This is a genomic window from Bifidobacterium sp. ESL0790 (assembly GCF_029395435.1).
GTDB lineage: Bacteria > Actinomycetota > Actinomycetes > Actinomycetales > Bifidobacteriaceae > Bifidobacterium.
In genome coordinates, this window is record NZ_CP113915.1 from 189,284 (window position 1) to 204,458 (window position 15,175).

The 15,175-nt window shown below is 61.0% G+C and carries 12 protein-coding genes and 1 tRNA gene; 6 read left to right on the forward strand and 7 right to left on the reverse strand.

Going from position 1 to position 15,175, the window contains the following annotated elements; translation table 11 throughout:
- Positions 1-336 precede the first annotated feature (336 nt).
- Both OZY47_RS00600 and OZY47_RS00605 read right to left on the reverse strand, forming a co-directional pair.
- Positions 337-1,698, reverse strand: coding sequence for an MFS transporter (locus OZY47_RS00600; protein WP_277178026.1), 1,362 nt, complete (start codon positions 1,696-1,698; stop codon positions 337-339).
- A gap of 300 nt (positions 1,699-1,998) precedes the next feature.
- On the reverse strand, positions 1,999-3,045 hold the full coding sequence (locus OZY47_RS00605) for a LacI family DNA-binding transcriptional regulator (RefSeq protein ID WP_277178027.1): 1,047 nt from the start codon (positions 3,043-3,045) through the stop codon (positions 1,999-2,001).
- Positions 3,046-3,225: 180 nt separating this feature from the next.
- Here OZY47_RS00605 and OZY47_RS00610 point away from each other — a divergent pair, with 180 nt between their 5' ends.
- The 4 genes from OZY47_RS00610 (at position 3,226) to OZY47_RS00625 (ending at position 6,988) form a co-directional block, all read left to right on the forward strand.
- A complete protein-coding gene (locus tag OZY47_RS00610; RefSeq protein WP_277178028.1) occupies positions 3,226-4,269 on the forward strand; it encodes a DUF1524 domain-containing protein in 1,044 nt (347 codons plus the stop codon).
- A 335-nt stretch (positions 4,270-4,604) separates the two neighbouring features.
- A complete protein-coding gene (locus tag OZY47_RS00615) occupies positions 4,605-5,654 on the forward strand; it encodes an NAD(P)-dependent alcohol dehydrogenase (protein ID WP_277178029.1) in 1,050 nt (349 codons plus the stop codon).
- Positions 5,655-5,943: 289 nt separating this feature from the next.
- Positions 5,944-6,288 carry a DUF1516 family protein gene (locus tag OZY47_RS00620; RefSeq protein ID WP_277178030.1) on the forward strand — a complete coding sequence of 115 codons (345 nt, stop codon included), beginning with the start codon at positions 5,944-5,946 and terminating at the stop codon, positions 6,286-6,288.
- Positions 6,289-6,613: 325 nt separating this feature from the next.
- Positions 6,614-6,988: a DUF1516 family protein gene (locus OZY47_RS00625; RefSeq protein WP_277178031.1), complete on the forward strand. Its 375-nt coding sequence runs from the start codon at positions 6,614-6,616 to the stop codon at positions 6,986-6,988.
- 43 nt (positions 6,989-7,031) lie between these two features.
- Here the strand turns inward: OZY47_RS00625 and OZY47_RS00630 are convergent, their stop codons facing one another.
- The 3 genes from OZY47_RS00630 to OZY47_RS00640 form a co-directional block, all read right to left on the reverse strand.
- Positions 7,032-7,205 (reverse strand): hypothetical protein, encoded by a 174-nt coding sequence (locus OZY47_RS00630; RefSeq protein WP_277178032.1) that lies wholly within the window; start codon positions 7,203-7,205, stop codon positions 7,032-7,034.
- A 419-nt stretch (positions 7,206-7,624) separates the two neighbouring features.
- Positions 7,625-7,697, reverse strand: a tRNA-Lys gene (locus tag OZY47_RS00635).
- 169 nt (positions 7,698-7,866) lie between these two features.
- Positions 7,867-9,003 (reverse strand): DUF1310 family protein, encoded by a 1,137-nt coding sequence (locus OZY47_RS00640; RefSeq protein WP_277178033.1) that lies wholly within the window; start codon positions 9,001-9,003, stop codon positions 7,867-7,869.
- 151 nt (positions 9,004-9,154) lie between these two features.
- Between OZY47_RS00640 and OZY47_RS00645 the strand changes: the two genes are divergently transcribed.
- Positions 9,155-10,900, forward strand: coding sequence for a C69 family dipeptidase (locus OZY47_RS00645; protein ID WP_277178034.1), 1,746 nt, complete (start codon positions 9,155-9,157; stop codon positions 10,898-10,900).
- A 138-nt stretch (positions 10,901-11,038) separates the two neighbouring features.
- Here the strand turns inward: OZY47_RS00645 and OZY47_RS00650 are convergent, their stop codons facing one another.
- Both OZY47_RS00650 and OZY47_RS00655 read right to left on the reverse strand, forming a co-directional pair.
- Positions 11,039-12,127 carry a glycosyltransferase family 2 protein gene (locus OZY47_RS00650; RefSeq protein ID WP_277178035.1) on the reverse strand — a complete coding sequence of 363 codons (1,089 nt, stop codon included), beginning with the start codon at positions 12,125-12,127 and terminating at the stop codon, positions 11,039-11,041.
- A gap of 146 nt (positions 12,128-12,273) precedes the next feature.
- The gene (locus OZY47_RS00655; protein WP_277178036.1) at positions 12,274-13,080 is read right to left on the reverse strand and encodes a TetR/AcrR family transcriptional regulator; all 807 of its coding nucleotides are present in this window, start codon (positions 13,078-13,080) and stop codon (positions 12,274-12,276) included.
- Positions 13,081-13,666: 586 nt separating this feature from the next.
- On the opposite strand from OZY47_RS00655, the gene ftsY reads away from it, so the two are divergent.
- The gene (gene ftsY, locus OZY47_RS00660) at positions 13,667-14,956 is read left to right on the forward strand and encodes a signal recognition particle-docking protein FtsY (RefSeq protein ID WP_277178037.1); all 1,290 of its coding nucleotides are present in this window, start codon (positions 13,667-13,669) and stop codon (positions 14,954-14,956) included.
- The last annotated feature ends 219 nt before the right edge of the window (positions 14,957-15,175 follow it).

Below are 15,175 nucleotides of genomic sequence, written 5' to 3' on the forward strand. Positions count from 1 at the left end.
AACACGATGGTTGCATTTGTGACGCCAATTGGCGAGTTTGCGTCACAAACGCAACATGGTGGTTGCAATCGTGACGCTTAATGGATGGTTTGCGTCACAAAAGCAACGTCTTATTGCAAATGCGACGCTAAACGGGGCCTTAGCGTCACAAACGCAACTTGACGGAAGGCGGTCGGACGGGGTTGGGGTGGACGGGAATGGGGTGGACGGCGGGAACGGATAGGGTTTGCTGAGCTACCCGTTCCCGTCGCCACGGATGGAAGCCGGCGCGGACGGAAGCCGCCACGGATGGAAACCGGCGCAGATGGAAGCCGCCACAGATGGAAACCGGAGTGGTCAGGCCGGGAGCTGGTCGTCGGCGGCACCGGCCTGGATGGCCTCGCCCTGGGCTTCGGCCTTCTTGCGGTCCTTGATGCGGATGAACGGGTCGCCGCCCACCTGCTGGTCATCGTGCTTGATCACGAAGTATCCATAGATCAGCGCGAGCAGGACGATGCCGGAGATGACGAAGAAGGTCGGGCGTGCGCCGAGGCGGTCACGCAGCAGGCCCAAGGGGTTCGACATGATGACTTGGCCGAGCTGCGAGGCGATCTGGAAGCCGACCATGTATAGCGTCGCCGAAAGTTTCGTGTTGTAGTGCAGCGTGAAGTAGCGGAAGGCCGGGAGGCTGAAGAGCGGGGTCTCGATGGCGTGGAACATCTTGACGATCGAGATCATCACCGGGTCGTGGAAGACGCCGCACAGGCCGATGCGCAGGCACATCACCACGGCGCCGAGCAGCAGCGAGTTGCGCACGCCGATGTGGTCCATGATCACCGGGACGATGCCCATCATCGCGGACTCGCAGAACACCTCGCAGGCGTTGAGCACCGAGTACCAGTTGTTGCCCTCGGCGGTGGTGTGGAAGAGGCTGGTGTAGTAGTTCGGGAACATCTGCTGGTCGAAGACCGTGTAGAAGGTGTTGGTGAAGAACATGAAGATGATGAGCGCCCACAGCGAGCCCATGCCGAGCACGGAGATCATCTCCTTGATGGTCGGGTTGGTGCGTGGGGCGTTCGGGTCGGCCTCCTTGCGCAGCTCCTCCTTCTGCTCGGCCGGACGCCAGAAGGCGTAGACGCAGATCATGCCGATGCCGAAGAGCGAGCCGAGCCAGAAGTTCAGGCGCATGTCTTTGTTGAAAAGCGGGCCGGCGATGAGGGCCACGACGGCGTAGCCGAAGGAGCCCCAGGCGCGGGACTGGCCATATTCGAAGCCGAAGTGGCGGCTATAACGCTCGGTGAGCGCCTCGAAGAGGGAGCAGCCGGCCATGAAGCCCGCGGAGAGGACGATGGAGCCGATGAGCACGCCGATATAGCGGGTGGTGCCGCCGGCCTTGAGCATCGGGGTGTAGACGAACTGGGCGAACGGGCCGACGCAGGCCGCGATCGCGGAGACCACGATGACCAGGCGGCGCTTGATGCCGAGGTTGTCTTGGATGACGCCGTAGACGAACATGATGATGAGCGTCGCGAAGGAGTTGATGGAGTAGATGGTGCCCTGTTGCTGGGCGGTCATGCCGAGGCCCTTGGTCGGGTCGGTGAGCCACCTGGAGAAGAAGGACCACCAGATACCCCAAGCGCAGAAGAACATGAAGATACCGGTCGAGCTCTCAAGATACGAGGGGTTTCGGTAGGTTTTGGCGCCTTTTGTTGATGCCATATCTTTCACCTTTCTCATTGGCGTCGCTGCCGCGCGGCGCGTTTGCGGTGTTCCTGAGATCCTTGATTACTGCGTCACTGCTGCAACAGGAAAACCTAAGATGAAAATATAGGACGAGAAACGATTCACGTCAAGCCAGAAACGATTTACAGACGGATTTACGACCGTTAACGGATGTCGTGAATTTGAGTGATTAATTATATGTGCGAATGGAATTTAAGTGTCTAAATATCGCGTTGGAATGTACTGTTCGGAAGATGAGGCGTTGGCGTTGGCGACGGCACCTGCGTGAATATCGCGTTACTTGCCGACCACGGAATCGCGCTCGAGCAGCGTGCAGTGGATGCGCACGGGGTTCGGGGCGTCGAGCGGGGGCATTGGCGCGGTGGTCGCTGGCAGATCGGAGTCGTCGAGCGGGTGCTTCTCAATCATCGAGACCAGCTTGCGCGCGCCCCAATAGCCCATCTCGTAGTGGGGCAGCTCGACGGTGGTCGGCTTGGGTTCGAAGGTCTCGGCGATGACGCGGTGGTTGTCGATGCCGACCACGGAGATGTCGCGCCCGACGGTCAGGCCGCGCCGGGCCGCCGCCTCGTAGACGTACCAGGTGCGGGCGTCGTTGAAGCAGAAGAAGGCGTCGGGGTGCTGCTCGTCGAAAAGCTTTTCGACCTGCTTGAGCGCCGGTCCGTTGTTGAGCACCGCCACCTCCAACGCCAGGTCGTAGGGCAGACCGGCGGCCTTGAGCCCGTTCTCGTAGCCCTTGCGACGCAGTGGTTCGGCCAGCAGCGGCTCGGAGCAACCGATGTAGGCGATGCGCTTGCAGCCCGCCTGGGCGAGGTAGGTGGTGGCGTCGTAGCCGATGGCCACCTCGTCGGGGACGATGTAGGGCGTCTTGCCGCTTTCGTCGGTGGCGTCGAGCAACACTACAGGCTTGCGCGTGAGGCTTTTCGGCACCGTCGAAACCCTGTCGTACATCTTCGCGTAAAGAAAGCCGTCGACCCCGTAACGCTTGAGCGCGTTGATCTCGTCGTCCTCGCGGGCCTTGCCGTCGGTGTTGACCAGAAGCATCATGTAGCCCAGCTCGCTGGCGGCGTCCTGCGCGCCGAGCACGATCTTGCCGGCGTAGGGCGTGGTGGCGATCTCCTCGCTGACGAAGCCGATGGTGTGCGTGCGGCTGGTGCGCAGGGAGCGGGCGAGGGGGTTGGGGCGATAGCCCATTTTCTCGGCGGTGTCGCGGATGTGTTCGGCGACCTCTTTCTTGACGTGCCCGTCCTCGCGATGGTTCAACGACATCGAGACCGCGGTGACCGATGCTCCGGCCGCCTTCGCCACTTCCTTGATTGTCGTCATAATGTTCACGTTAGACGAAAGCATTGAGATGATTGGCTGTGAGGTTACAGAACGGTTGCTGGATTAAATACGTCGGCATTTAGCATTTCTGACAGAAATATGGCATTGAGGGATAGTCGCAGGTTTGTTCATGGCGGAAATCAGATGGCGTGCATGGCGCGGGTATAGAATGGGGCCCTTATGAACATTGACTCCCAACCTGCGGATTCGCAAACTCAAGCCCAAGCACGGGCGCCTCGCAAATCGCTGAAGGCGCTCGCGGCGATGCTCGTCGCCATCGTCATGGTGCCGGTGCTCTCGTTTACGTTCACGCCGGATTGGGCGTCGGCCAACACCGACGAGGCCGAGTCCGTCGCGCAGATTCAGCTGGCTCAGGACCAGAGCGGCAGTGGCGATCAGGCCTCGAGCGTGCTTGACGGGCTGCCCTTGAAGGGGCGCGCGCCGAAAACCGGCTACAAGCGCGCGAAATTCGGACGCGCCTGGGCCGACGTGGACCGCAACGGTTGCGACACCCGCAACGACATCCTCGGCCGCGACCTCAAAGACAAGCGTTTCAAGCGCGGAACCAACGATTGCAAGGTCATGTCGGGCACGCTCGACGACCCCTACACGGGCAAGGTCATCGACTACAAGCAGGGCGCGAAGACCTCGAGCAAGGTGCAGATCGACCACGTGGTGGCGCTTTCCGACGCCTGGCAGACCGGCGCGCAGCAGCTCACCGAGGCGCAGCGCACCCAGATGGCCAACGATCCTTACAACCTGCTGGCGGTGGACGGGCCGAGCAACCAGCAGAAAAGCGACGGCGACGCGGCCACCTGGCTGCCGGCCAACAAGTCCTACCGCTGCGATTACGTCTCGCGTCAGATTGGCGTGAAGCACAAGTACGGCTTGTGGGTCACCTCGGCCGAGAAGGCCGCGATGCAGCGGGTGCTCGCCACCTGCCCGGCGCAGCAGGTGCCGGCCGACAACGGGCCGTTCGCGGGCAAAGGCGTCACGGCTTCCTCCGCGGACTCCGGCGATAATGGCGGCGATGGAGGGGACGGTTCCGCTTCGGTTCCGGTTCCGCCGGTCTCGCCCCAGGCGACGCCACAAGACCAAGGTGACAATGTATACTACCCGAATTGCGCGGCGGTGCGTGCGGCGGGCAAGGCTCCGCTGATGGCCGGGCAGCCGGGATATCGCGCGGCGCTCGACCGCGACCACGACGGCGTGGCCTGCGAGTGAGGGGTTTGGGCCGCGGCTCGTCCCTGAAATATTGGTGAACATCAAACCTTTTATGGAACATGTCAGAATAATTTGGTCAATTATAATATTATTGTCTAGTTAATGGTCGAATCATGCCTGGAAAATAGGCTGTGACCTTTCATACAAATGCCGGAAATCGTTGGAATTTCAACGATTATGCTATTTGGTTTATCGATTCTTGAAACATATAATATAATCATCATTTAGAAATTCAATGGCTGAATGATCGAATGAGCAAAATGATTAATCCTTGCAACACAAGGTGTGGTTTTCCATGCTGTGAAAAGGATTAATGAATAAAGAAAGGCAAAACTATGAAGGCCGTCGTATTCAAGGCGTTCCAAACATTCCCGTCGCTGGAAGAGGTTGACAAGCCTACTCCAGGGCCGGGCGAGGTGCTGCTGAAGGTGGCCGGCGCCGGCTGCTGCCACTCCGACGTCTCCGTGTTCCGCGACTACACTCCCGAGACGGGCACCCATTCGAAGCCCCCGTTCATCCTCGGCCATGAGACCTCCGGCTGGATTGAAGAGGTCGGCACCGGCGTCACCGGTTTCAAGAAGGGTGACGCCTACCTGGTCTACGGCCCTACCGGCTGCGGCCACTGCAAGCGCTGCGTCGCCGGCGAGGAGAACTACTGCGAGAACATGGCGACCAACAAGTCGCTGGCCATCGGCCTCGGCCGTGACGGCGGCATGGCTGAGTACATGACTGTCCCCGCGCGCAACCTCGTGCCGCTGGGCGACGCCGATCCGATCGCCGCGGCCCCGCTCGCCGACGCCGCGCTGACCCCGTACCACGCCATCAAGGCCGCGCTGCCCCACCTGCAGGGTGGCGGCAAGTACGCTCTGGTCATCGGCCTGGGCGGATTGGGCCAGATCGCCATCCAGATTCTGAAGGCCATCACCGGTGCCACCATCATCGCCACCGACATGAAGCCCGAAGCCATGGCCAAGGCCGAGGAGAAGGGCGCCATCACCGTCAAGGGTGATGAGAACGAGGTCGAGAACATCCGCAAGATCACCGGCGGCCGTGGCGTTGACGCCGCCTTCGACTTCGTGGGCATCGCGCCGACTATCGCCGCCGCGCAGGCCGCCTCCGCCATCGATTCCCGCGTCACCATCGTCGGCATCGCCGGCGGCAAGGCTTCCTACGACTGGTACAGCAACCCGTGGCAGCAGGAACTCACCAGCGTCTATTGGGGCTCCATGCCCGAGCTGCACGAGGTCGCCGCGCTCTATCGCGAGGGCCTCATCACTCCCGAGGTGGAGACCTACTCGATGGACAACGCGCTCGACGCCTACCGCAAGCTGGTCGACGGCAAGCTCTCCAAGCGCGCCGTCGTCGTGCCTCACATGGGTGAGTGAGCGATAGCCTTCTAGTTAGCGCATGAATGGCGGGGTTTCCCTCGGTTTTCCGGTGAGTGCCCCGCCATTCGTTTTTGTTTTTGTCTTCGTGTTCTGCGTGTTCTCGGCTGAGCGGGTGAGGCGGTCTGCGTTGCGCCGATGAAGAGCAATGTTGAAGCCGAGCGCCGCACCTTATATATTGGGAGATAGCGCAGTTTGCGATATCCGCGGTAATCGCGGTATCGGCGGTATGTAAGCGGAAGTTAAAACGAATCCGATTGTTAGGGGAGAGAACATGATTTGGGTTTGGATGCATCTGATCATTGGCGTGGTGTTGATCGTCGCGGTGGCGGCGGGGCTGCTGGGGCCTGCGAAAATGACGAAGATCTGGGCCATGATCGCCCGCGTCTGCTATATCCTCATCATCCTGAGCGGCGTGCTGATGATCGTGCGCGCATGGCAGCACAACCCGATTCTGCTCATCGTCAAGGTCGTGCTGGCCATCGCGATGATCGCCTTCGCCGAGATCGGGTTCGCCAAGAAGTCGCGTGGCGCCGTGACGGCCGTGGTCATCTGGGTGCCGATCGTGCTGGCCGTGCTGGTGCTGGTGCTCGGGTTCGTGCTCACCGGCGGGTTCCCGCTTATCATGCACTAGTTCCAAAGGTGCCTGACCAGCCACACATCTTTCATTTGCGCCATAAATAAGCCGTTGACGATGTTTCAGCGGCTCATTTATGGCGCTTCTATTTGATTCCGCCATTTTTGGGCCGCTTATGTTGGGGCAGTGGCTTATTTATGGCGCAATTGGGCGGATTGCGGTGGTGGGGGGGGTACGGCGGTTGTTGGTTGGGGGATTTCCCGGAAAGTCTTTTTGCGACGGATTTGGTGAAAATGTCGCCAAAAACGTTTCGTGTACGTTCCATCCCGCTACCATTCAATTGAGGTCAAAGCAATGACCCACTTGAGAGATGGGATGAAGCATGGCGGTCTGTCGTTGGACGCATATCGTCGCGGCGGTTGTGGCGCTCGTGGCGATGGTTATCGGGGTCCTCGTGCCCGTGGGGCAGCTTGAGACATGGGCGATGGTGGCCCGCGTCTGCTATATCGTGCTCATGGTCAGCGCCGTGCCCACCATTCCGCATGCATGGCGCGCCAACTGGCCCATGGCCATCGTCAAGATCGTGGCCGCGTTCGGACTCATCGGCATGTGCGAGGTCGCCTTCGTCCACCGGCTCAAGGGCGCCGCGTCGCTGCAGGTGCTCTGGCTGCCGCTGCTTTTCGGCATCGTGGTCTTCGCGCTCGGCCTCTGGCTGGCCCGCGGCCATCACCGTGGCAAGCCCAATCGCGCCGCGTGAGTCTGCAGAAAGGGGCCTGCCCTAAGTCGGGCAGACCGTTTACCTAGCGGGAGCGATGCCTGTCACGGTAATCCTCGACCAGTAGGTAGCCAATAATGGTCACCAATATGGCGTCAATGACGATGCTGTCGGCCTTTGCGATGAAGACCGCCAGAATCGCCACTATGGATTCCCGTAGATAGTTGTCTCTGCTGGGTCCTTTCTTCTTGTTTGGCATGGTATGCCATCCTTACATAACCGCGCCACGGTGGACGCGGCAGCGGCGTATGGGCCGGGCAGCTCATACGGTCGTTTCGACCTGTATCATGAGGTGTTCGCGACAATTTAATCGTATCGGATAGGACGAATCTCGTCGGTGAGATATAATAGGTTCGTCGATGACGGTGTATCGACCATTCGGAATATAAAGTCGGGCAATAAGCTTTATCGGATGGGCCGGAGTCGATAGGGTGTCTCTTGTTCACCCTCCTTATGTAGTCGCGGTTTGGTGTCCGGGTTCGGGCACCAAACCAGCGGTTGTTTCTTTAATCTACTCGGATTTTTTCGTCAGGCTGGCGGGGTGTGTAAATGTCTTGGATATGCCTATGCTCAGTAGCGCTGGTAAGGCAAATGAAGAAATAATCGAAGAATAAAAAGTGCCCCCCGTGGGACTCGAACCCACAACCCACGACTTAAAAGGACGCTGCTCTAACCATTGAGCCAGAGGGGCAACAAATCTTCATTATACAAGCACTTGCCGATTTGCGCTCGGCGACATTTTGCGTGTCGCGTTCTTGGACATACGCCGGCCATCGAATCCCCGTTTTGCAGAGCTGCGCATGAATCGGAACTCTGCCGAGCCGTTTGATTGGGCAGACGGTCAAGTGCCGGGACTGGTCTCACTGCTGGGAAGCGCCGGGGCTGGAACTGCCATTCTGGTTGGTTCCGCCGTCTTGGCCGCCATCGCCATCGCCATCACCCTCGTTGCCGTCGGCGTCTCCTCCGTTGTTGCCGCTATCGGGTCTATGCAAATCGGGATAAGCCCTATCGAGTTTGTCTTGCAGCTTCAGCGAAGAACTGCTGATGCCGCCCTCAATGGGGCCTTCGCCGCCGTTCTTGTCGAGATCGCAGTCGAAGGTCAGGCTCGGGTCGTTGTTGACGATGAGGGCGAGCATGATGCCGCCCATGGGGTTGTGCTTGATGCTGTTGTCGTCCACCTTGTAGGAGTGGACGATGCCCTCTTTGGTGAAGGCCTTGGGGTCGAAATCCTTGATGCTTTCGCGGTAGACCTTGTCGGCCTCCTTGGAATAGACCTGCTCGCGCATCCACTGTTGCTGCGAGTGGTGCGCCGAGCTGATGAGCGCGGCGATGCCGGCGATGATCACGCTGATGACGATGAGGACGATGACCACGATTTTCTTGCCCGAGAACTTCGGCTCAAGCCGGTAGAGGATGGGCTCGGGGCCGTTGGGGTCGTAGGCGTAGGGTACGTATCGGTATCCCTGGTAGCCGTAGTATTTCGGGTCGGTGGAGATGTGGTCGGGTGCATAGGTGGATGGATATTCGGGCGTTTGGCTGGACGCGGATTCGTAAGCCGGCTGCTCGACGTGGGGTGCCGGGCCGTAAGGGCTGTAAGCTCCCGGATACTCGGCGGGTTGGGTGCCATAAGGTGCCGCTGGGTAAGGCTGGGCGGCGGCAGTGCCCATATAGTCTGCGGCTTGCGGAGGGTAAGAAGGTTGTTCGGCGTAAGGCGACGGCGCCGCGTACGGCTGATATGTGTAAGGTTCCGTGGCTATGGGAGGAACCATCGGCGTTTGCGGGTCGTAAGTCTGATTGCTATAAGGAGACGTGCCATCGGGATTCAGGCCATAATCCTGGACGCTGCACGGGGCCGGGCCGGCAGGTTGCTCGGACGGGGCCTGGCCTTGCGGTGGTTGATGGTATTGGTATTGCGGCGCGGCGGACGGCGGATTCGCTGGTCCGGCCGCTTGCTGGTTGCCGGAATCCTGTTCGATATCATCGGGCGTTGTTGCCATGCTTCGTTGCCATCCTTACGATGCTTAAGACGTATCCGCGTTCACGAGAAGCGTTTGCGTATCCACCAGTATAAATGCAATGTGTGGGCTCCGGGGAGTGTTATGAGCCGATAGTGGCGCATTCGACAATAAAAAAGTAAGGTTGGGGGTTATGCCTTGCACAACATTACTTATAGGAAAAAACGCCAGTTACGACGGCTCCACACTCATCGCGCGCGACGACGACAGCGGCCACGGCCGTTACGACCCGAAGCGCCTGGTCGCCGTGCGCCCCGAGGATCAGCCGCGCCACTACCGCAGCGTGCTGAGCCACGTCGAGATCGAGCTTCCCGACGACCCGTGCGCCTACCTCATCGCGCCGAACGCCCTGCGCAACCGCGGCATCCTGGCCGAGGCCGGGGTGAGCGAGCGCAACGTGGCCATGAGCGCCACCGAGACCATCGCCGTCAACGAGCGTGTGATGGGCGCCGACCCGATGGTCGCGCTGCACACCGTGCCGGCTGGCGCGGGCTCCGGTGAAGGGAGCGTGGCGCCGAACGCGGACGCCGAGCCTTCCGTCGCCGCCTTCTGGGCTTCCGTCGGCGAACCTGAGGCCTATGACGATGGCGTGGCCGATGATATCGCCAATCAGAGCTTGGACGTTTATCTGCAGGGCGACGGCAAGGGGCGCAAGGCTTCCGCAGCCGCTTCCGCCTCGTCTGTCTCGTCTGCGTCCGCAACTTCGGACGGCGCTCGCCGTGAGGTTCACGGCGGCATTGGGGAAGAGGACCTTATTACCTTGGTTCTCCCGTATGTCAGCTCCGCTCGTGAGGGTGTGCTGCGTCTGGGCTCGTTGCTTGAGCAGTATGGCACCTACGAATCCAACGGCGTGAGCATCTCCGACGCCGACGAAGTCTGGTATGTCGAGACCATCGGTGGCCACCACTGGATCGCCCGCCGTGTGCCCGATGACTGCTACGCCGCCATTCCCAACCAGCTCGGCCTCGATCACTTCGATCTCGAGGAGGCGCTGGACGAAAGCCTCGGCGACAAGCGCGACTACCTGTGCTCCGCCGACCTGCGCGAGTTCATCGTCGACAATCACCTTGACCGCAGCATGGACACCGCGCCCGAGCACTTCAGGCATCTCAACCCGCGCACGATTTTCGGCACCGCGACGCCGAAGGACCACATCTACAACACTCCGCGCGCCTGGTATATGCAGCGCTGCCTCAACCCGAGCGATGACTGGGATTCGCCGAACGCCCGCTATACGCCGATTTCCGACGACATTCCGTGGTGCCGCGTGCCCGAGACCAAGGTGAGCGTCGAGGACATGGACAACGTGCTGAGCTCGCATTATGAGGACACGCCTTACGACCCCTACGGCCGCCTCGGCACTCCCGAGACCCGCCATCGCTATCGCCCGATCGGCATCAGCCGCACCGGCCATCTCGCCATCATGCAGATTCGCGGGTACATGCCCGAGGCATACCGCGCGGTGATGTGGCTGGCGTTCGGCTCGCAGCCCTCGACCTGCGTCGCGCCGTTCTATACCAACGTTGGGGCGACCCCCGACTATCTGCGCCAGACGACCGGCGAGGTCTCCACCTCGACGCTCTACTGGACCAACCGCCTGATCGCCGTGATCGCCGACTCGCATTTCGACGCGAACAGCAACGCCATCGAGGCCTTCCGCGAGGACATCGCCAGCACTGGCCACGCCTTCGTCGCCGAGGCCGACGCGAAACTGGCCAAGTCGCAGGGCACCGACGAGGCCAAGCGCATTATGGAGGCCGCGAACCAGCGCATGTCCGACTATCTGGAGGCGCGCAGCCAGCAGCTGCTCGGCAAGGTGCTCTTCACCACCAGCGACATGATGAACAACGCTTTCGCGCTCTCCGACCGCCCGCAGTAAGCGGGAGCGGTGGCGCAAGTCATAGGCAGGCGCGAACCCAAGCCATAAGACATAACAAGAAGCGCGGTATCGTGAATTATCACGGTGCCGCGCCTCTTGTTTTTCAATGCGATTTCGAGCGAGCTTTCGCAAGCCCCGTCAGTTGAAGCCGATGGCTCCCTCGGCGATGTGGTAGCCCATGCGGATGATCGTGCGTCCGACCGGCCCGCGCAGGTTGATGGCGCGCGAGGGCAGCTGCCGACGCACGTCCGCCGCGATGCTGGGCGATGTGCGCTCGAGGTTGGCCCACAGCTCCTTCTTGACCTCGTAATTGCGCGGCTCACGCGAGAGGATGAGGAACGCACTGGTCACCACGCTCTCGATGGAGAGGAAGTGGATCATATAGCGGTAGAGCCCGTCGGGCACGGTGCCGCGCTCTGGGGTGGCGGCGGCCATGATGCGGTTGACCTGCACCAGCTGGCTGACGCGCCGGATCATCACGTCGGTCTGCACGCTCTGGCCTTCGCGGCCGATGAAATAGTGGTAGAGCGGTGTGCCGAGGTACATGATCGAGCGGACCCACGGGAAAGGCTGGTAGGCGTAGATGAAATCGACGTAAAACGTGTGCTCGGGCAGCGTGGTTTTGGCTTGGCGCAAGACCTCCGTGCGAAAGGTGAGCGCGTGCATGATCATGTATTGCGCGATGCCGAAATGGTTGAGGTCGTCCCAGCCCAGCCGGCGGCCGCGGGCCATCACGTTCCCGAAATTGACGACGTGCTTGTGGTGCTTGCCCACCTTGTCGTAGACGTAATCGGTGACGAACAGGTCGATTGGGCCGTTTTGCGCGGATGACGCGTTTTCCGCGCTTTCGCCGTTTTGCGAAACCTGTGGGCCTTGCGCCGGCTGCTGGCGCATCACCGCGAGCAGCTGCCGCAGCGAGTCGGTGCCCACCCAGTCGTCGGCGTCCACCACCTTGAGGTATTGGCCGCGCGCGTTGGCGATACCGGTGTTCACAGCCCCGCCGTGGCCCTTGTTCTCCTGGTGGATCACGCGCACGATGCCGGGGTTGTCGGCCTCGAGTTGGTCGGCGAGCTCGGGGGTGCCGTCGGAGGAGCCGTCGTCGACGATGAGCACCTCGACGTCGTCGCTGTTGGTGGACATGAGGGAGTCGACGCAGCGTTCCAAGTACATCTGCATGTTGAACGTGGGCACCACGAACGTGAGTGTCTTCGGAGTATCGTGCGACATGTTGCCTCAAATTAACTAATAAATCCGTATTGGTATAAACGATTCAAATGTAGCACGGGATTTTGAGCTTATCGGCGCGTAGCCGGATTGCGGGCGCGATCCCCCATGCTCGTCGAACGTTTCGGAAAGGCGGTTTCGCCGTCTGGTCAGTCTTTTTGCGCGGCTTGGTCTTTGGCCGTGTCGGTGTCTGCGGCCCCATGGTCGTTGGCCGCTGTCTCGGCGCCATCTGATGCGTCGGAATCGTCGGAGTTATCAGAGCCGTTGCCTTTGTCGGTCTTACGGTTCTTGTCGGCCTTGCGCTCGTCCTTATTGTGGTCCTTCTTCTTACCGTCGTCGTCGAAACGCAGCGTGGGCTTGGCTTCGAGGCGCGAAAGTCCGTTCCATGCGAGGTTGACGATGTGGGCGGCGAGCTGCTTCTTGTCAATCTTGCGCTGGTTGGCGGCCCAATATTGCCCGGTGAACACCGTCATGCCGACGAGCATCTGGGCATAATATGGCACGCCCTTGGCCGGCAGCTTGTGCTGCTTGAACGCCTGGGTGAGAATCTCCTCGACGCGCAGGCTCACGTCGCCCAGCAGCGAGCTGAACGAGCCAGCCGGGTCGGTGCTGGGGGAGTCGCGCACGAGCACGTTGAAGCCCTCGGAGTTCTCCTCGATATAGGTGAGCAGCGCCAGGGCCGTGCGCTCCACGATCTGGCGCGGGTGGGTGTCGCCGGCGGAGAGCGCGTCGATGAGCGTGCCCGTCAGCTTCTGCATCTCGCGGTCCACCACGACGGCGTAGAGCCCCTCCTTGCCCCCGAAATGTTCGTAGACGATGGGCTTGCTCACCTTGGCGACGGAGGCGATCTCCTCCACGCTCACCGCCTCGAAGCCCTCCGCGGCGAACAGCGAGCGGCCCACCGCGATGAGCTGCTCGCGGCGCTGGTACGAAGTCATTCTGGAAGCGTTTGCCATACTCATATTGTATGCCGGACCATGGTTGGCGGTTGGTCGCTAACCGTCGGTTGCGTTTGTGACGCGGACTGGCGGTTTTGCGTCACGTTTGCGACCGGATGATGGTCCACGTTGCGTTTGTGACGCTGGTTGGGTGGTTAGCGTCACAAACGCAATCAAAAACGGTTGCAGATGTTGCGTTTGTGACGGTAATCGCCGGTTTTGCGTCACGTTTGCAACCGGGTGGTCGGTGGTGTTGTGGTGTGGCGATGATTCACAGGTTGGTGCCATGCTAATAATCTGGGTAGTGTCAGTGTTGCGTTTGTGACGGTAATCGCCGGTTTTGCGTCACGAATGCAACATGGGGCGGTGCTGAGGTTGCGTTTGTGACGCGGATTGGCGGGTTGGCGTCACAAACGCAATCAAAAACGGTTGTCAATGTTGCGTTTGTGACGGTAATCCGTGAGTTTGCGTCACGTTTGCAATGTGGACGATGCCACTGGTGTTGCGGATGTGACGGTAATCCGTGAGTTTGCGTCACGTTTGCAACCGGGACGGTGCCGGAGTGGGGCTGATAGAGTCGCGCCTCAACCATAATCTTGGATACATGACTATGAATGTGATTATCGCCGTGGTGGTGCTCGTGCTCATCGCGGCCGTGCTGATTGGCGGCGGGGCCCTGATGGACCGTTCGCGCAAACGTCGCGTGATGGAGGGCGAGGAGCGCGCCAAGGCCAAGGCCGACAAGAATATCAAGGCCCGAAAAGCCGCAGAACAGGCCGAATCCGAGGAGTCCGTGAAGGCTGGCGAGACCGCTGGTGACGGCGATAAAGGTTCGGGTGACGAAGGCAAAGCAGGCAAGGCTGATAAAACCGATGCCGATGAAGCCGAATCGCACGAAGATGAGGGTGACGCCGAAGCTGGTACGCAGGAGGAGACGAAGTCCTCCGGCACCGCGCTCGAGACCCCGGAATCGGCGACCTCTCGCGTCTCTCGCTTGAAGGCGAAACTGAGCAAATCGTCCAACCCCTTCGGCCGTGCGCTCTTCAATATTTTGGCCAAGGACCAGCTCTCGCAGTCCGATTGGGAGGACGTCGAGGACACGTTGCTGCTGGCCGACGTGGGCAGCGAGGCCAGCGAGAAACTGGTCGACGAGCTGCGCAACGACGCCCGCATCACCGGGACCTCGGAGCCCGCGCAGGTTCGCGAGGCCTTGCGTTCCAAGCTCATCGACATGGTCGACTCCCAGCCCGACCGTGCGCTGAACGCCGACAAGCCCGACGCCCACAAGCCGAGCGTCATCATCATGGTCGGTGTCAACGGCACCGGCAAGACCACGACCGCCGGCAAGCTCGCGCGTCTCTTCGTGGCCGAGGGCAAGAGCGTGATGCTCGGCGCGGCCGACACCTTCCGCGCCGCCGCGGCCGACCAGCTTGAGACCTGGGGCCAGAAGGTCGGCGTGCCCGTGGTGCGCAGCGACAAGGAGGGCGCCGACCCGGCCTCCGTGGCGTTCGAGGCCTCCAAGCGCGCCAAGGACGAGGATGTGGACGTGCTCATCATCGACACCGCCGGCCGCCTGCAGAACAAGGCGAACCTCATGGACGAGCTGGGCAAGATCCGCCGCGTCACCGAGAAGAACCTGCCGGTCGACGAGGTGCTGCTGGTGCTCGACGCCACCACCGGCCAGAACGGCATGGCGCAGGCCAAGGTCTTCGCCGACGCGATTGGACTGACGGGCGTGGTGCTTTCGAAGCTCGACGGCTCGGCCAAGGGCGGCATCGTGGTCTCGGTGCAGCAGGAGCTCAAGGTCCCGGTCAAGCTGGTCGGCCTGGGCGAAGGCCCCGACGACCTGGCGCCCTTCGATCCGGCCGGGTTCGTCGACGGCATCCTCGCCTGAGTCTTTACCTCCGGTAGCCCACCAAGGGCGTTAACGTCTCAGCCGCGCATCCAACTGGTTCAAGTTGGTGCGCGGCTGTCGCGTATCCACGCTGCCGTCTGAGTTGCGTCGTTAAGCAGATTCGCGCCCCTGTTTTTCTGCTTAGCAACGCGCGTTCGCTGGCGCTCGCGTCAGTAAGCAGATTTTCCGGTCGTATTTTCTGCTTGCCGACGCATGCAA